Here is an 18,826-nt window from a genome sequence, read left to right on the forward strand (position 1 = left end):
CCTGGAACACTCAGGCCAATATAGCCTGATACAGTAAATACAGCCTTCTATAGCAACTTTTGAAAGTAGTTACAGCTGTAAATCTGAACTATATCTCACATTTACCTGCTGAACACCGTATAATATGCTGAAAAAAGAATCAGATAATAATAGATTCTCTAATAAATGTTAAAACTAAACGATTAAATTTGATACGGATATGACTATAAAAACACCTACCCCTGCTCGTGCAGCACATGAGATGCTTGAAGTTAAGAAATTATTAACATCTAAAGAAGTCAACTCACATATAAAACTTGGCTGGAAACTAATAGGTACTTTCAATTCATCCTGCGAAAAAGATGAAAAAACTCTCAATTACTGCATTGGATGGCCTAAATCAGCAGGAAAAATACAAAGCCCTGTAAAATCTTTCAATCAGAAAAACAAAGCAAGTAAAAACAAAAATAAATTTATTTACAGCATAAATTAATTTATTCATATTCTACAAATATTTTTAACACTACATCTTATAATATTGTGTAGAAATCATGCGTTTGCCTATAATATTTTAAACTTTTCTTTTTTATTCACTAATTTTAAAAAAAAAGAGCTGGAAAACCAGCTCTAAATTCGATCAATATAAATATCAGGTATTAGCTAGCTGATTTTTTATCTTCTGCGTTAACCACTGTTTTTTCTTCTTCTGTTGTTTTACCGGCTTCTTTTGTTACTTCTTTAGTCTCAGCAGCAATATTTTTATTAAAAATTACATTTACCGAACCAGTTGCATTATTAACAGGTTTTACAATTACGTCTGTTGATTCCTGATTTGACTCAACATCAGTAGGAGTTGCTACTTCATTATTAATTGTTTCACCTGTTTCTGTCGTTTCAACTTCGGTAGCAGGCGTTTCAACAATTGCCTCTTCAGTTTGAGAGTCTACACTTGCTGATTTTTCATTACACGCTGAGATCACAAACAAACCACTCATAACTAATACTGCTAATAAGATACTATTTTTCATATATAATCCTCTGTTAAATTTAATTTAAAACATTTTTTAAAGCTTGAGACGTGACGATATCATCAAGCAACAGAGTTTAAATATTTAATTACTATTATTATAAAACACTTCACAAAAGTAATTCATAAATACAGTATTTAATAAATTATTTAATTAATATGAATTACTTCAAGTTTTTAAATTGCATACTATGAGTTAGATTAAAAATAGAACTACTTTAAACTATTTTCAAGTTCAACCAGTTCACGGTCTCGAATACCCAACAAATATAAAATTGCATCAAGACCTAAATTAGTTATAGAGTGTTTAGCCTGTTCTTTTACTAAAGGCTTTGCATGAAAAGCAATTCCTAAACCAGCTATAGCTAACATAGGTAAATCATTCGCTCCATCACCTACCGCAATGACCTGTTCTGTGCTTATCCCTTCCTGCTGAGCTATTTGAGTTAATAATTTAGCTTTCATCTGCCCATCAACAATCTCACCTTTCACTTTGCCAGTTAATTTACCATTTTCAAAATCAAGCTGATTGGCATAAACATAATCGACACCCAGCTTTTCTTTTAAATATTCTGCAAAATAGGTAAAACCACCTGAGAGAATAGCCACTTTATAACCAAAATGACGAAGATGTCTAATCAAACGAGCAGCACCTTCAGTAATAGGTAGACTTTCAGCTATTTCTTTCAATACCGATTCATCCATTCCTTTCAACAAAGCCATGCGTTGACGGAAGCTTTCAGAAAAATCGATTTCACCGCGCATTGCAGATTCAGTAATTTTCGCTACCTGATCACCTACTCCAGCAGCTTTAGCCAGTTCATCAATAACTTCAACCTGTATTAAAGTTGAATCCATATCAAAACAAACCAGTCTGCGGCTGCGCCGATAAAGATTATCTTCCTGAACAGCGATATCGAGATCTAACTCCTGTGATATATGCAAAAAGGATGCATGCATAGCTGCTATATCCTGCACATCACCCGTTAAAGACAACTGAACCGATGCCCCTCTAGAAGATGAATTGCCCTGCTGACTTAACGACAAACGACCAGACAAACGACTAATCTGATCAATATTGAACCCCTGGTCTTTAACTACTTCGGTAACCCTGCTCAGATGTTTAGCCGTAATTTGCCTGCCTAGTAAGGTTACGATATGTTTTGCCTGACCCTGCGCGTTTACCCAATGCTCATATTCTGCTTTTGTAATGGGCGTAAAACGGGCATTCAAATTTAATTCATGCGCTTTAAACAAAATATCCTTAAATACAGAACAGCTTTTAGCATCTTCAGGCGATTCAATTAAAAAGCCCAGAGATAGACTTTCATGAATAACTGACTGACCGATATCGAGTATATTGATATCATAACTTGATAAAATTGACATTAATGCAGAAGTTAAACCTGCTCGATCCTGACCTGAGATAGTAATTAATACAACCTCTGACATTTATCACCCACCTGACTCATCTAATTAAACAAACACCATTTTATCAGAATCAGGGAGGTTATGTACTTCGCTCTCATAAATACACATATACATTAAAGCATTTTTATAATGTCTATCTAAGAGCCAGGCCAGACATTACTAACAGCTAGCACTCTATATAATTAATACACATATTTATTAGTGTAATTATAATTCGTTGACGAATGCCTTTGGGCTCTCCTTTCCTGCTCTACCTGTTTAAAAATTAACTGCATTGCCCGTAAATAGGGTACAACACCATTTTTAATCATTATCTTTCGCCCCTCTTTACTATGTGCAAAAGCTATAAATGCTTTTATCTCTTTAAGCCGCGGGCTATCTTTTCTGTAAGTTAAATACAGGGGTCTATACAATAGATATCCGCCCTTCTTTATTGACTCTGTATCAGGTGAAACACCATTAAGGTTAAGTATTTTTAAATCACGTAATCGTGCACTACTAATACCTGATATACCTAAAGCATATATATTTTGCTGTATGGATTTTTCCAATGGGCCACTGGATTTAAACTCCTGTGATGAATCGAACTCGACATACGGACTGTAAAAAAGTAACTTTCTGATCATAAATCCAACACCCGATATTTTACCCTGACGAGTAAAGAGTTCAATTTTATGATCCGGGCCACCTAGCTCCTTCCAGCTTGTTAGTTCACCCATGTATATAGATTTCAACTGCTCAAGTGTTATATTTTTCACCGGATTATTCTTGTGTACAATTACGGCTAGAGCATCCCATGCAAGTGGCTCAAAAGATACCGAACTCTCTAAATCATTTCCTGGTAAATATAAACGACAGGAACCACCTAAATCAGCACTTTTATCAGATACTTTTCTAATACCTTTGGTTGCTCCTCCTCCCTGTATATTTATATCTATTCCAGTTTTCTTCTTAAATGATTTAGACATCTCATTCATATAAGCTTTTTTGCTTATTCCGCAACCGACCCAGTTGATAGTATCGGAATAAGCGATTGAACTAAAAAAATACAAAACAAATAATTTTGCTAATAACACTAAATTAATACTTTTCATAACGGACTACTCATTTCAATCATAAATAATAAAATCAGAATAACAAATACTAATAGTTATACTTTGTCATATTTTCTAAAGTTATCTGTTAATAGATTCATATCGACCAATGAACACAGTAAGGCATCGATTAAAGTTGAGTCTTCATACATAATCCTGTAACTAGTCACTTTTATAGTAAGAGCTGAACCGGTAATAATCGAACCTAATACCAGTAACGAACCTAATGACAAAGTAGAAACACCCGTTATACCCTGACCAATCGTGCAACCCATCCCTAGCACTCCACCTGTACCCATTAAAACAGCACCCGATATATGTTTAATTGCATCTTCTATATTATAAAACCAGATAAATCTAAACTGTTTTGAAAAGATAGAAGCTATAAAAGAACCGGATATCACACCAAAGATAGCAACAACACCAAATGTAATTAAAGAAAAATCAAATGGACTAGCTGCATAATTTAACATTTCACCCATTGGGTTTATAAATGTATAAGATTGCACACCGACACCCACAGGAACCACATCCATCCACTCTGCAGCTTCAATGGCTTGTTGACCTAGAGAACCTCCAGATATAAACCAACCAGCTACAACCATTAGACCGATGATAATACCGCCCAATATATTATGTTTTGTATTAAGTAAGTCTTTTGACTTCAAAGCTATAAATAAAAATATGAAAGCTACTGATAGACCAGTAATTAATCGAATTATATCCACATCATTAAAATTAAAAAATGATAAAATAATTGAATCTAATGATTGATTTTTAATCTGATATAAAGACAGGTCAATTGCGGTCGAGTTAATCCAGCTATGAAAAATAATTTCATACAACTCTGTTTTAGTTAGAAGATATGCTGTTGCCCCAGTTATTAATAAAACCATTAATGACTTTAAGTTCCCTCCACCAATATTAACCATCGTTTTATTACCACAACCACTAGCTAATGTCATACCAACACCGAATAGTAGCCCACCTAATACATAACGTAACCATGCAAAATTTGCCGTTTTATATGGCGGCAGGGTTGAATCAAAAGAGATACCGTAAAAATATTGCATTAACACCACTCCAGCTATAGCAACTGAAATTGCCAGCATCCAGGCGCCAATACGACCGGTATCTCCCATATTAATCCAGTCTGAAACTGCACCCATAGTGCAGAAATTTGTTTTATTCGCAGCAAACCCCATAATAAGAGCAGCAGAAAATGATAAAAGAAGAACGATAATTGTAGCATCGATTTCCATTAGATTAACCTCAAAAATTAGTTAAATGAAAACCCTTTATTAGATAAAATATTTAATTCAGGGGGGGGGGGATATATAAAATATCATTGAGAATATGAATCAAAAATAATACACAGGTGTATAAAGTAGAAAACAGTAGGCACTTCATCAATCTCAGTCATGCAAAATTTAAATGTATAATTAATACAATTATGAGAAACACCAGATTTTGATAACAGGTTAACCCAATATTCAGTCCATTTATTACGGTCTGACTTAAGGCCCCACTTATCATTAAACTCTTCATACATATTATCTACAATTTCGTTTACTTTATTCATATAAGTAGAATCATGATAAAGATCGAATTCAATCACTGTGCACATTCACATTTCCTGATTATTTATAAAGTATATTGTCAAAATCCATTACAAACTGATTTATTAATATTGAGAAGAACGATATGACGTAAATTACGTATTGTTAATTCAATAAAAGAAAAATATGCATCCCTGCAAAATTTACTTAACTTAAGCTTCACTTCCATTTAAATACTTAGGTAAGAAGATAAGAGCAATCTATATGCCAACAACAGATAAAAACTAAATTTTGACTAACAACCAATGAAATTCTTCATATACAGCAACACATTGAGGATAATTAGAAGATAGTAATATAGACATTATTGAAAGCATAAATTTCAAAAATGAAACATAGCTGTTTCAATTTAAAACAGCTATGTTTCATATTGAAACACTTCATGTAAGTAATAATTAATATTAATTTAGATATGATTAAAACATTAAAGACACTGTATTATTAGATTAAGATTGTTTATATGAAACAAGCGACTATCATATATAGATATGATAATAAACAGTTTAGATATACCATATCTATAAAGTGACAACTTTCTATATTTTTTATAACCGATACTATATAAGCACCACACAAGACAAGCGGATATTAAAATAACATAAAATACATTTTTGTATAAGCACTATGATAATAACATCACTTAAGTCTCATTATATAATCGCTGTTGTCGTTTTATTTAGCGCAATAATTATTACACTCGTTTATACATCTATAAATGTAAATCAGAGCAGCGAAAAAAGCCTTAATATAGTTGATGATCGTAGAATAATTCAACAAGCAAGCGCTCAATTAAGAGATAGCATTTGGGAAACAGACTTCGCATTAAACTCTTACATCCATACCTCTTCAGAAATAAACAAAAGCAATTTATTGCTCAATCTTGATATTTTATTAAACAGCATAAACAATCTGATTCTTAACAGCGAAAGAAACATTGGTGACCATCAACCGTTATTAAATCAGATAATGTCCATGAAAAAGCTCATTAACACCGTTATCAGCTTTAGAGAAGATCGAAGCAAACGCTTCCCTACTCTTTCAATACTTGAAGAAACACTGTATCCGATTAATCTTGAATTTGTGACTATTAACTCATTGGCCATTGGTGATATTCCATTAGTATCGATGTCAACAGATAATGCTGAATTGTTTGATCTCTTCTCTGATACCCTTAGACTATGGCATCGTATGATTTCCTCATTCAGGTTATTCGTTGCTTATCGAACTGAAACCATCAATAACCCTGAAGCAGGTATGAAAAATGAATTAAATGATATAGATACTTTATTTTCAGGAGTGAGAGCAACTTTACAAAAAATTAAAAAATCAGAAACAAGAAACAAAGCATCACTTGAAAACTCAGCTATCACTACTAATCTGATTGATCTATCGGAAGAATGGTATAAAAGCTTTAAAGTAGTAAGTAAAATACATACTTCAGCAGAATGGCGGCAGGATGATATTATCATTAGCCAACAAATTCGTCCCTTATCAAAAAAAATCAAACAGTTACTCTATGATATTGATGAAGAAACAAACAACTCTATCCAGAATGAAATCACATCTTTAACTGGACTATCATCAAATACCATTTTAAACATCTGGATTCTAGGAACGTTAATTCTCGTTTTTCTCAGTACGGGCTATTATTACATACAGAAATACGTACTTGACCCTATTTCTAATGTCGCAAATGGACTCATATTACAGAAAGAAGAAAATATTAATATGAAATTGCCTGATACCAGTACATTAGAAGTTAACGCTCTTGTTAATGCATTTAACGATTTATCTAACTCCTTAAGCAGTGCACAGGAAGTAGTTAGACTGACTGACAAAATGGCTACTGTCGGTGAACTTGCATCCTGCGTTGCTCACGAAATAAATAATCCGTTAAATAATATGTCTTTAATTATTCAATTTGCTCGTGAAGAAGTAAACTCTAAGCTGCCAGATGGAGACTTGAGCAAAGATATTATTGTACTTCAACATGAAATACAACGTTGCGCATCCATTGTTAAAAATTTACTGGATTTTGGTAGATTAAAAGAACCATCTGTAGAGCAATCGTCTTTATCAGATATTTTAGATGAAAGCATACAACTCTTAAACCACAAAGCTTCTTTAAAAAAAATAACCATTTCAAAAGAAATTCCTGCCAACCTGCCTTATATAAAGATTGATCCATCACAGATACATCAGGTATTTGTAAACCTTATTATAAATGCTATTGATTTCAGCCCAGAGAATAAAACCATAAATATACTAATTGAAAAACAGAAAAATACGGACAATGGACTCGAGGCTATCATCTGTAAAATCACTGATCATGGTTGTGGCGTTGATGAACAAACACTAGAGAAACTATTTAATCCATTTTACACCACACGTAAAGGACATGAAGGCATGGGATTGGGTTTATCTGTCTGTTATGGAATCATCCAACAACATAAGGGTAATATAGGTGCTTATAATGAAAAAGGCAATGGATTAACAATATGGTTTACACTACCCTTAAACATTACTGAAGATAATAATATATGAAAAAGTTAGTCTATTTTGTTGATGATGACCACATTGCAAATAAATTGTTCTTAAGAGTTAGTGAGAAAATATCAATCAACTGCGAGGTTTTTACTTCTGCTATTGACTGTATTGAGCGTTTAAAAAATAAGCTACCTGATATAGTACTTACTGATCTGAACATGCCTCAAACAGACGGATTTGAATTAATCAATATTATCCATGACAAATGGCCCAACCTGCCCGTTATTGCAGTAACCGGTCAGAGTTCAGTTGATCGAGCAGTTAAGGCCATGCGAACTGGTGCCTGTGATTTCATTAAAAAACCATATGAAATAGACGAATTAAGAAGCACTATAGAACGCAATATAATCTACTCAGAAATAGCCAAAAACAAATCCGACTCAGTTAACACAAATTATAATATGATTGGTGACTCACCAGAGATACACCGCGTATTTAAAATGATAGATAAATTAAGCAATATAGACTGCTCTGTTGTTATTTCTGGTGAATCAGGTACAGGCAAGGAACTTGCTGCTAAAGCCATACACACTTGTGGCATAAGAAGTGATGCACCGTTTATAGCAATAGATTGTGGTGCACTTCCCGATAATTTATTAGAAAGTGAGTTATTTGGGCATAAAAAAGGCTCATTTACTGGCGCGACAAGTGATCGAACCGGTCTGTTTGAAGCCGCTGATCAAGGCACTATTTTCCTGGATGAAATTGGCAATATTTCTGACTCAATGCAAATAAAACTACTTCGTGTTTGTCAGGAAAACGTAGTAACTCCCGTAGGTTCTAATAAGAGCATACCTATTAATGCCAGAATACTCTGCGCATCAAATAGAAATCTTTCAAAAATGGTTTCCGATGGTGAATTTCGCCATGATTTATATCATCGTATCAGCATTATTACCTTACCTATGCCCAGCCTTATTGAACGAAAATCTGATATCCCGCTATTAATTGACTTCTTTGTAAATAAATTTACTAAAAAATACGATTTACCTACTAGAACTTTCACAAAATCCTGGATTAAAAAACTACAAAATAGCCCGTGGATTGGAAATATAAGAGAACTAAATAATTATATCGAACGTTGTATTATTCTAGCTGAAGGAGACACTCTAGACGGTACTCCCCCACCAGACTCTGATCAGCTAAACAGCTTAAGACAGGACAATTTTGTTAGCCTCAAAAAAATTGAACAGGAGCACATCCAGCATGTTCTTAAAGGTGTTAATGGAAATCAGATTAAAGCTGCAAAAATACTAGGTATAAGTCGTTCAACTCTATGGAGAAAATTAAATGACAAGACATAAACATGATACTTAAATTAATTTCTCAACAATACGCTCAACTTCATCAGGTCTGCCTTAAAATCTCCTTCAGCAATCATTAATAACTCTTTCATTCTAACTTTAGCCTGTTCCTTCATATTTAAATTTTGTACCAATAACTCAAGTTCCACTAAAGCTGTTGACTCCAGATCTATATACTCACCATAGCGCTCATAAAGATTTCGAACCAAAAGATAAGCGACTTTATATTGTCTATTTTCACGAGCTGTATTTGCTAAAAACAACACATTATCTGGGTCAGCCAGTACAAATTCATACGTTACCTCCTGACACATCTCAACATACAACAAAGCCCTGGCATACTTTCTTTTCTCTATTAGCAGATTTATAAGTAAACGCCCCAGACAAAGCAAGGTTCTTGAATCACCCCAGCTTTTAATTCTTTCAAATAACTCTTCAAATATTTCAACACTGGCTGATTGAACTTCATAATCTTTAATAATTAAATTAATGGCCTTACTGTCCTGTCTCCCTCGTACGTAACGATGTATTTCAGATATATGTTGTTCATAATTTTTTTCCAGTTGCATTTGTTGCTGTCTATTTTTTAACTCATTTTGACTCATTTTATCAAGCGTACCAAATGAACCCGATTGATGACTTCTATTTACATCTTTAATTTCATCCCCAAGATCGTCTATTATTTCACGTTGTTCCTTAAAAAATATATAACCTAAAATGTAACCTCCAAAACCTCCACTGACATGTGCGATAAGGTTTATTCCACCATAATCATCACTAAAGAGCATATCAAGCGTATCCATACCTATATACCAGAGAGCTAAAATCCAGGCGGGAATAAAAAATATTTTTATAATTGTAAAAAACCAGAAAAATACTCGGATACGTGCATGGGGCATGAGATAAGCAAACACCCCTATCATCCCCATAACAACACCTGACAAACCAAGTGAAGGTACAGGCTCATTACCATTAATTAATACTGCCAATGAGTAACTGATGCTTGTAACAAAAGAAAGAGCAACTAATAAACCTAAATATTTCAGTCTGTTACTAATAAGCACTTCAATTGCTGGAGCAAATGCAATAAAGAAAATTAGATTAAATATTACATGACTCCAGCTTGCATGAGCAACCGCTGATGTCAGCATTGGAAGAGGATTAATTTCATCCGGAAAATGCATTAATGAACCATCAAGACTAGAAGGAGTTAGTTTCTCAAAAGCATATAAATGCTTTTCTAAATTTTCATCTATTTTATGAGTAATATCTATTGTGAAATACTCACTTGTATCTCTACTTACTAACTTAATGAGGGAACGATCATCAATATGATCACTTCTCTCATGTAATAAACCAAGCATCTGGACGCAACCTGATTTATTCTGTGTTAATAAATCATAAGATGTTTCATCATAATTATCTACGTATATGGATTTACAGTAGGTGTGCAGAGAATTATTAATCTCAATATTATTATTATATTGAGCATAGAAAACAAGCAGACATAATATCGAGATAATGTAAGTAACATATGGCGGTTTACATAGTGATAGCGCAGTACTGTATGGAAGAAATAGCAAAAACGAGCACCCTGTTGTTTAGTTTTTATATTTATTAAGCCAAAATCATCACATAGAGTCAAATTTAACTATAAAACCTCATCAATAGCAGAATAAATATTTATTTTACTATCTGCCTGAACTTATCCCTATTTGTCATTTTTTTCATATAAGTATATGTATTTATAAAAGGTCTTACTTTTTTTGGTAACCAGCTTAACAGAGTTGTTAACATTATATCTGCCGTTGTAAACCTGTTACCGATTAAAAAATCTTTACCCTCTAGTTCCCTTTCAATAATTTCGAGTGTTTTAATATAATTTTTTTCTGCCGTTATTACAACTTCTGGTAATCTTTCTTCCACGGGTAAGATAAATTTATTTAATACAATACTCCACGCAAATGGCTCCATTGTAGCAATAACAAAATAATACCATTGTTTGTATTTTATACGCTCTATTGAGTCTATTGCTGGTGCAAGCTGTTTATCTGCATGTAAATCTGTCAGCCAGTCGCAGATAGCCCCACTTTCAAACATCAACTCACCATCTACATCCAGCACTGGCACACACCCAAGAGGATGTATCATTTTGTACTTATCAGTTTGCCCTTCACCATCGAACAGATTGATATTAATCAGTTCATAATCAAGCTCTAATTCATCCAGTAACCATCGAACACGTTCAGCACGTGTTCGTGGCGTAAAATAGAGTTTTATACGCATTATCTAATCACCTTATTTGATTTTTACATAAGCATCATTCGCATGATTATTACGTAATTGTAAAAATATAATGATATGCGTCAGGCTAAGTATCTGAACAAGAAAACCGGGAATAATCACCATTGGAAATGCCATCATTAATTCACCGTTTAATCCATTTGACTCTGCCAGTAATGCATCCGTTCTGGTTAACAGGCCAAGTGATACCGCTATAATAAAATCCAACAGACCAAACGTATTCCAACGTAATATTGCACTTTTACGCACACCCTTTTCTTGTTTCATTAAATTAAATGCAAGAAAAACAGCCGCTACTGCCGTTAAAGCATCACCTATACCGGCTACATAAGAAAATGATGTAGGTAGATGACCAAACATATTCAGCATAATGAAACCAATACCGATCATCCTCCAGCTACTCAGCATAATTAAAAAACGCATATCTATACCCAGAAGATACTCTCGAACAGCTGGAATACTTATGTAACTTACTGAAAATACTATAAAAGTTATTATAAATGATGTAATTAATGTTACCGGTACCTCGTTAACCGCTACAGAATATGAACCATTCAACCCTAATAACACGATTAACGTTAACCAGCTAACAACAATACTACCTGCTATAAAGTGCCTTTTATCTGTAGTGCCCACACTCTCTGTTACAACTGTATTCATACGTATCTCCTGTAAAAAACATACATTATATAGTAACTTGCATTATGCAAGTTACTATATAATGACTTAGTTACTTTTAAATTGCAAGTAACAGTGTGTTAAACTACAGATATGAACAAAAGCACTACAAAAACAGACAAAACAGACTTCCTAAAACGATCTGAATGCCCAATAACAAATTCACTGGATATTATTGGTGATAAATGGACATTGTTGATAATTAGAGACCTGTTTATAGGTAAGAAAACCTATAGTGAATTTCAGCAATCTCCAGAAGGCATACCAACTAATATTCTTTCAGACAGGCTTAAACGCTTACAGGTTTACGGTATTATTGATAAAAGCCCTTATCAGGAAAGGCCTGTACGATATGAATACCTACTTACAAAACAGGGTAAAGCGTTAGGCGAGATACTAACCTCTATTAAAGACTGGGGACTTGAGTTTATACCGGGAACTAACACTAGACTGGTTGACGAATACCTAAAAAAACAGCAGCAAGATAATGAGATATAAATGAATAAAGTAACAAATCAGGACCCATTACACGGTGTAACGTTAAAGATGATTGTAACGCGTCTGCAAGAAAAATATGGCTGGAATGAACTGGGGGGACGTATCAACATTAAATGCTTTACTAAAGATCCCAGTGTTTCATCAAGTTTGAAATTCTTACGAAAAACACCCTGGGCACGTGAGAAAGTTGAGGCGTTATATCTTCGCAGTGAATGGAAGGATGATTAATATCAGGAAATCACACATAATAAATTAACTGGATTGTAATTTTTTTAATCTTCGAATATTCTCACTATCACTCTGTAATTCATATATCTCAAGCAACTTATTAATGATAATATTTTCTTCAAACTTAACTGATGCACTTTTTGCAACTTTATATGCTGTCTCATAACGCTTTGCCGCCGCATTTAATTGATTCATGCCTCTTAATGTTTCACCCCACTCCTTCAAAGTTGACAGTACAGATTTTGAGTTTGCCTGTTCACGATAAATTTCCATTGCACCTGAGAATAGTTGATTGACAACATTCAGATCATTTTTAATTCCAGCCATCTGAGCATTAAATCTTAATAATCTTGCATTATTTTTGTCAGTTTTACTGGCATATATTTTTACCCAATATTCACTATCATAATTAGATTTAACGGCAAGACGTACACGATTGGTTAATAATGCAATGTATAAATTTTTCTGAATACTCTGAATATTCCCTCCCAGACTATCGATATATTTATTCAAAATATTTTCTGCTTTATTTAATTCAATTTTATTTATAGATATAGAGGATCGTATAATATCTACATGTATAGATATTATATTAAAATCATACTCTTCAATTAAAACATCAAGTTCTTTAAGGTGTATTTCTGCTTCAGTTACATTATGTCGTGCAATCTCAGCTTTGCTTAGATTTAATAGTGAATTAGAAATCCCTTTTACATAATCAAAACGTTGATACGCGTTATATGCACGAGAAAATGAAACCACCGACTCTTTATACAATTGCTGCTCATACAACAAAACACCATTAGCAGCATAATCGTTTGCTTTTTCCATCCAGAATGGTTGAATTTTATCAGGCTTAGACGCACATGCAGAAAGCATGTTAAATAATATAAAAATGATAACTAATTTTAACTTCATTTCAATCATTAGCCGGCTGCGGATTTACAAGAACATTGTTTTTACTGTTTTTATCTGGCATTGCTGTTGAAATTGGCCAAACCCTCTGCGTCGCTTCTATCGTTTTTTCTGTTTCTTTGATAATTGAATTTATATTACTTAACACTTCAGGCACCTGATCTGCATCAGCAGATAACATTGTAACCAGCTTTTTAAGAGATTCTGTCGTTTCTTTTAAATTCGTTACACTTTCTGATATATCATTTTTTATATCATTATCATAAATAAGTGTACCTACTGCACCCTGCCCCGAATTTATATGCTGAGACAATAAATTAAGATTTGTTGTTAACTGATTAAACGATTCTATTGCTGATGATATTTTATCAACATCAACCGTATTCACGACTTTAGATACATCCTGTATTAATACATTAACATCATCCAGCATAGCCGTAGCTTCACCGATGATATCTTCTACCGAATTTGACTCTCGAATATTAAAAATGGTCCCTTCAGGAATCAGGTCTTTATCAGCAGAACCTGCAGTAATAACAATCATGGACTTTCCGAGCATGGCCACATTCAGACTACTCACTTTAACTTCTGAGTCACTACGTAATAACTTGTGAAAACGTGTAAAAATACGCATTGTTAACTGTATATGATTGTCATCAGTTATATCAATAGCTGAAACTTTCCCTACTTCTATACCTGAAATTTCTACAATTGTTTCGGCATTCAAACCTTCAGCTGACTTAATCCTGCCATAAATAGTGAACTGATCTTCAAAAATATTCTGACTTTTTATTGTCGTAAACAATAAAAACACCAATAGCACTATCGCAGATAGTACAAACACACCCACAATTCTTTCCTGAGCTGTGTAACTAATCCTATGAATATAATGAGTTTCATGATGTTTTTTCTGGTTATCCATATTAATTAATGAAACCCCGCACGTGATACATATTCCTTAACACAGGGAACATCAGATTCTATTAACTCCTGTTTATTTCTATATACACAAGTTACTTTATCCGATAAAAAGACAAAACAACTGGAATCATTAATTATATATTCCAGATGCGATGTTGTTAAAATTATTGATGTCTCTGTTTTTTTTATATACTTATTTAAAAAAAGCCTGGTGTTATGCATTCTTCCCGGACTTAATTCAGCATATACATCCGCTATAAATAATAATTTTGGTTTAACAATTAATGCACGGGCTAATTTTGTATACATTATTAATAATGGTGTAACAAATGCTGGCAACTCATTAAGCTCGCCCCTGTCATCAAAACCAAGTTCATTAAATAGATTATAAACCTGTGCTGTAAGCTCTTCCCTGCCTCCTATCTTATGATATAAAGCAGGCAAAAGAATATTTTCCATTAATGTGTAAGCCGACAACAACGCAGAATCTTTTCCTACATAGGAAATATCTTTCTGCAAATCCAGCCAGTCAGTACGACTAAGCTGCCTGACATCATGATCCAGTAATGTTAGATCCCCCTGCGCCATTGCATTAAAACCCATGAGTGTATTTAACCATGTCGTTTTTGATGATGACTGAGGCCCTACCAAACTAATTATTGACGATTCACTTACCTGAAGATTTAACGCAGCACAGGCAAAAGTGTGCTCAGCCTGTGGAATAATATTTTTAGCCGTAAGGAGTTCGTTCATCATCTTTGTTCTCAGATCATTAACAGGGCAAAAACACCGTCAATAATAAACAACATCAGTAAGCTATTTACTATTGATTTCTGTGTTTGTTGTGGAACTTCTGTAGCTGACTGAGTAACTTTTAATCCATGATAACAGGCAATTGAACCTATAAATAAGCCAAACAACAGGTTCTTAATTATAAAGACGATTAGTACTACAGGGCTTAAACCTGTTATGACATCGGCAAAATATTTAAAAAATGTAGGTGATATTAATAATGCACTTAACAATATACCTACACTTAATGTTACAACAGTAAACACAATAGAAATACTTAACTGCGAAAGCGTTACACCTAATATTCTAGGGGCTACAAGAAAATTATTAATATCTATACCCATTAACTCAAGCGCATCTATCTCTTTATGCAGTTTCATATTGGCCAGATCAACAGTAATAGCAGACCCGGTTCTACTTATTAGTATAATTCCTGCAATCATGGGTCCCATTTCCATGACAACAAAATAATTTAAAATACTAACGGTATCCGCTATTGAGTCAAAAATAGAGATCATTCTGAAGGTGAATACAAAACCGGTCACCATTGCCAGAAATATGATAGTAGGTAACGCATCAATGCCGGTGAATATAATTTGTGATACGAGGGAACGATAACTGTATCGATTGAACAGGCTCATTGCTTTAAACCAGTCCCTTAAAGCAAATGAACTAAATGTCGTTAGATTAACCAGATAGGATAGTCTGCGTAATATAAACGCACCTGACCAGCCGGATATCTGATTAGCAGCATTGAGCATTTTAATGCTTTCCTTATTACATTACATGTCTGGTATCGCTGTGATGGACAATAAGAAAGGTGTAAATGTCACACAAGAACCACTGTCATTGGAATTTTCTCTGATAACTATAGTAATAGCCTATTTAAAGTAATATTTCTAGGTCATTTCTGAGCATATCAGGATTACATCTATCTCTATATTACCTGCCAGGATATATGACTAGGAAACATGACAAAGCTCCATGTCATCACTATCTAAAACACTTGCCTTGTTAGCACTGTTAATAATACTTTGATTTTTAACATTAATTTCAATCCAGTTAAATATTGATTGCCAGTGCTTTCTATCTATTGCTGTTGCCTGATGATTCAATTCATGAACCCCAAGGCCTAATTGAGTAAAACGATTGTAATTTTGCGTATCTCTTAGCTGTGCTAGAACAGGTATATTTAATTTACACAGGAAGTTTTCAAGATCTTTAAATGCTGTGGTATTTCTACGCGCCTTATTTGTAATAATCGCCAGTCTGGCTTTTCCGTTTTGCACTTTTAAATTAATAATAAGCTCACGAAGAAAATCACCAGTAGCACAAATATCGAGCCATGCTGGTAATACTGGAATCAGAATATAATCGGCACCTTTTAATTGTTCCACCAATTCAGGACCTTTTAATCCGGGTGGTGTATCGACAACCATACGAGAAGTTTCAGGAGGAATTCGCATATGCCAGCTGCGCGTTACACCTCTGGCCGCTGTTTTACACGCATTAACGCCATGTATGCTGGCAACGGTATCGGGGCGAGCATCAAGCCAGCGCATGCTGGAGCCCTGCTCATCATAATCATACAACGACGTCTGGAAACCCTTACTAGCATAGAAACTGGCAAGGTTAGTAGAAATTGTGCTTTTGCCACAACCGCCTTTAGCGTTTATAACAACGATGCGAATCATTTATAACCGACTTGCAAAAATGGATATATAAAACTCATACTTTACATCCTATACACAGAATTTTTATCATTTAAGCTATTATATACTCCCTGAGTATTAGCTAATCACACATCCTGTGTCAATATACAGTATTGATAGTATCACAGTTACTATGAAATACTACCGCAGCTTAATTGATTAACTGTTTATATAAATATATGCCACTTCAATCTTATGACCATACCCTGTTTTTAGACAATAGAAACTGTTTAATCGCCTGCCAGTAACTTTCACTATCGTTATACTTTTCCCACAAAGCTCTTGAGCCATGTCGACCTTCAGTAGCCGGAATAAAACTATTTTTATCCTTTGACGGTATAACGTCAAAAATGCTTTGCCAGCTTTCTTTTTCTTTTTTAGATGAAGTTATGAATACAGGGATGTTAATAGCTTTTGCTGAATCTCGAATCCATGTTTTGCTTTTACCCTGATGTGAAAAATATTCACCTGGAGAAAAAGCCAGTACGCCATCAATCAGTTCAGCGTGATCACCCGCCACTTTTAATACCAGTGCCGCAGAATATGAACTTCCCCAGGCGAGTATTTTACTGTCAGGATAATTTTTCTGTGTATATTCTAATGCACTGATTATATCTGGAAGAGCATCAGAATATGAAGTCGATAAACCAGCATTACTCGCACGCATGGCAGTCTGATTATCTTTACCTCTTGAGAATTCGCCTGATCGAAGATCAACTGCCAGACAGTTAAAACCAAGCTTATTTAAACGTGGAGCTATTTCATTATACTCACCTCTGCTTGATCCAGCCTGGTGATACAGAACAATCATAGGAGCTGATGATTTATGTGGACTATAAACATCTGCACTTATTAATATATTATCTGAAGAATTGAAAGTAACTATTTTACTGTCTGCCGCTATACTAGAGGTCGAGGCCAGCAAAAAAATACAATAACTTATCGTCGTAAATAAGCGCATAAAATTATTCCTGAGAATTTAAGTATTGTGCTTACTTTACCTCATTGTGAAGCAGGTTTTTATCTAATTAGATATTGTTAGTCTGGTAGCCCAGATCATTATTTATTATCAGTTCTTCCAGATGGTAGATATATCTTCCATGATATAAACTGATGATAATGTTTCATGAACAACAACATACTTTCCAGTACTCTGTTCAACCAGTTTTCTCAGGTTTGTAATGCCCCCTACATGTTTAATAATTGCACTGTAGAGCTTAGAGTCATGCCCCGGAATAAACTCTCCTCCACGCGTCATTTTGTTACATCCACAGGCACATAATCTGGGTATTATTTTTCTTGGCATTGAAATGTTCCATTGATTTTTTTCACCTGCACTAAAGTACACCCAGGGAATGCCCGTGGCTCGGCATTAAATGCCTCACACCAATCAATACGCGCCAGAATGAAGCTTCATTGATAAATCTAGGTGCAGATTATATCAAACATGAATACACCAGATATATTTGCACAAACTATCTTTATATATAAATCGCCTATATGAAGGCTTCTTAGGAGAATTTAAGGCGTTTTCTTTAGATCCTGATTGATGCAGAAACAGTTATTAAGCATTTCCAACTTGATTTGTTAATTATTATATTCTAATATGCTGCGCATTAATTAAGGCTCTCCCCCAGGATAGTCATTAATTCATTGATATCTGGAACAGACATATTTAGCTCTGATACCTGTCAAAAATGATAAACGTCTACAGCTGCAAGCTGTCAAAGCGCTTTTCATATCTAATTAAAAGCCAGTAAATAATAAAAGCAAAAAC

The 18,826-nt window shown here is 34.1% G+C and carries 20 protein-coding genes; 5 read left to right on the forward strand and 15 right to left on the reverse strand.

The features are described from left to right. Positions 1–199 precede the first annotated feature (199 nt). Positions 200–472 carry a hypothetical protein gene (locus tag DIZ80_07910; GenBank protein RDH84048.1) on the forward strand — a complete coding sequence of 91 codons (273 nt, stop codon included), beginning with the start codon at positions 200–202 and terminating at the stop codon, positions 470–472. Positions 473–635: 163 nt separating this feature from the next. Here DIZ80_07910 and DIZ80_07915 read toward each other — a convergent pair whose 3' ends face one another. From DIZ80_07915 to DIZ80_07935, 5 genes are all read right to left on the reverse strand, one after another. Then, positions 636–1,007, reverse strand: a complete 372-nt coding sequence (locus DIZ80_07915) for a hypothetical protein (protein ID RDH84049.1) — start codon at positions 1,005–1,007, stop codon at positions 636–638. 212 nt (positions 1,008–1,219) lie between these two features. Next, a complete protein-coding gene (gene serB / locus DIZ80_07920) occupies positions 1,220–2,458 on the reverse strand; it encodes a phosphoserine phosphatase SerB (GenBank protein ID RDH84050.1) in 1,239 nt (412 codons plus the stop codon). Positions 2,459–2,619: 161 nt separating this feature from the next. Further along, a complete protein-coding gene (locus tag DIZ80_07925; protein ID RDH84051.1) occupies positions 2,620–3,531 on the reverse strand; it encodes a phosphate ABC transporter substrate-binding protein in 912 nt (303 codons plus the stop codon). Between the two features lie 56 nt (positions 3,532–3,587). Continuing rightward, on the reverse strand, positions 3,588–4,793 hold the full coding sequence (locus DIZ80_07930) for a hypothetical protein (GenBank protein RDH84052.1): 1,206 nt from the start codon (positions 4,791–4,793) through the stop codon (positions 3,588–3,590). Positions 4,794–4,876: 83 nt separating this feature from the next. Next, entirely contained in the window at positions 4,877–5,158 is a 282-nt protein-coding gene (locus tag DIZ80_07935) for a hypothetical protein (GenBank protein ID RDH84053.1), read from the reverse strand. Positions 5,159–5,774: 616 nt separating this feature from the next. On the opposite strand from DIZ80_07935, the gene DIZ80_07940 reads away from it, so the two are divergent. Together DIZ80_07940 and DIZ80_07945 are read left to right on the forward strand one after the other, a co-directional pair. After that, complete coding sequence (locus DIZ80_07940) at positions 5,775–7,694, forward strand: hypothetical protein (protein RDH84054.1); 1,920 nt, start codon at positions 5,775–5,777, stop codon at positions 7,692–7,694. Continuing rightward, the gene (locus DIZ80_07945; GenBank protein RDH84055.1) at positions 7,691–9,001 is read left to right on the forward strand and encodes a sigma-54-dependent Fis family transcriptional regulator; all 1,311 of its coding nucleotides are present in this window, start codon (positions 7,691–7,693) and stop codon (positions 8,999–9,001) included. The genes DIZ80_07940 and DIZ80_07945 overlap by 4 nt, the downstream gene beginning before the upstream one ends. Before the next feature lie 14 nt (positions 9,002–9,015). Here the strand turns inward: DIZ80_07945 and DIZ80_07950 are convergent, their stop codons facing one another. The 3 genes from DIZ80_07950 to DIZ80_07960 all read right to left on the reverse strand — a co-directional run bounded on the left by DIZ80_07950 (position 9,016) and on the right by DIZ80_07960 (position 11,965). Beyond that, positions 9,016–10,365 carry a rhomboid family intramembrane serine protease gene (locus DIZ80_07950; GenBank protein ID RDH84056.1) on the reverse strand — a complete coding sequence of 450 codons (1,350 nt, stop codon included), beginning with the start codon at positions 10,363–10,365 and terminating at the stop codon, positions 9,016–9,018. 319 nt (positions 10,366–10,684) lie between these two features. Next, entirely contained in the window at positions 10,685–11,287 is a 603-nt protein-coding gene (locus DIZ80_07955; GenBank protein ID RDH84057.1) for a glutathione S-transferase, read from the reverse strand. 12 nt (positions 11,288–11,299) lie between these two features. Further along, on the reverse strand, positions 11,300–11,965 hold the full coding sequence (locus DIZ80_07960; GenBank protein ID RDH84058.1) for a hypothetical protein: 666 nt from the start codon (positions 11,963–11,965) through the stop codon (positions 11,300–11,302). A 111-nt stretch (positions 11,966–12,076) separates the two neighbouring features. Between DIZ80_07960 and DIZ80_07965 the strand changes: the two genes are divergently transcribed. Beyond that, positions 12,077–12,481: a transcriptional regulator gene (locus DIZ80_07965; protein ID RDH84059.1), complete on the forward strand. Its 405-nt coding sequence runs from the start codon at positions 12,077–12,079 to the stop codon at positions 12,479–12,481. Next, complete coding sequence (locus DIZ80_07970; protein ID RDH84060.1) at positions 12,482–12,709, forward strand: transporter; 228 nt, start codon at positions 12,482–12,484, stop codon at positions 12,707–12,709. A 24-nt stretch (positions 12,710–12,733) separates the two neighbouring features. On the opposite strand, the gene DIZ80_07975 is transcribed toward DIZ80_07970, so the two are convergent. From DIZ80_07975 to DIZ80_08005, 7 genes are all read right to left on the reverse strand, one after another. Beyond that, positions 12,734–13,636, reverse strand: coding sequence for a hypothetical protein (locus tag DIZ80_07975; protein RDH84061.1), 903 nt, complete (start codon positions 13,634–13,636; stop codon positions 12,734–12,736). Next, positions 13,629–14,546 (reverse strand): hypothetical protein, encoded by a 918-nt coding sequence (locus DIZ80_07980; GenBank protein ID RDH84062.1) that lies wholly within the window; start codon positions 14,544–14,546, stop codon positions 13,629–13,631. The genes DIZ80_07975 and DIZ80_07980 overlap by 8 nt, the downstream gene beginning before the upstream one ends. 5 nt (positions 14,547–14,551) lie before the next feature. Continuing rightward, positions 14,552–15,301 carry a hypothetical protein gene (locus tag DIZ80_07985; GenBank protein RDH84063.1) on the reverse strand — a complete coding sequence of 250 codons (750 nt, stop codon included), beginning with the start codon at positions 15,299–15,301 and terminating at the stop codon, positions 14,552–14,554. An 8-nt stretch (positions 15,302–15,309) separates the two neighbouring features. Then, on the reverse strand, positions 15,310–16,098 hold the full coding sequence (locus DIZ80_07990; protein RDH84064.1) for an ABC transporter permease: 789 nt from the start codon (positions 16,096–16,098) through the stop codon (positions 15,310–15,312). 201 nt (positions 16,099–16,299) lie between these two features. After that, a complete protein-coding gene (locus tag DIZ80_07995) occupies positions 16,300–17,031 on the reverse strand; it encodes a hypothetical protein (GenBank protein RDH84065.1) in 732 nt (243 codons plus the stop codon). A gap of 211 nt (positions 17,032–17,242) precedes the next feature. Next, positions 17,243–18,010, reverse strand: coding sequence for an alpha/beta hydrolase (locus DIZ80_08000; GenBank protein RDH84066.1), 768 nt, complete (start codon positions 18,008–18,010; stop codon positions 17,243–17,245). Positions 18,011–18,118: 108 nt separating this feature from the next. Next, positions 18,119–18,307: a hypothetical protein gene (locus tag DIZ80_08005; GenBank protein RDH84067.1), complete on the reverse strand. Its 189-nt coding sequence runs from the start codon at positions 18,305–18,307 to the stop codon at positions 18,119–18,121. Positions 18,308–18,826: the final 519 nt, after the last annotated feature.

Origin of the sequence: endosymbiont of Galathealinum brachiosum, from assembly GCA_003349885.1 — a bacterium.
In the GTDB taxonomy this organism is placed as follows: Bacteria; Pseudomonadota; Gammaproteobacteria; order SZUA-229; family SZUA-229; genus SZUA-229.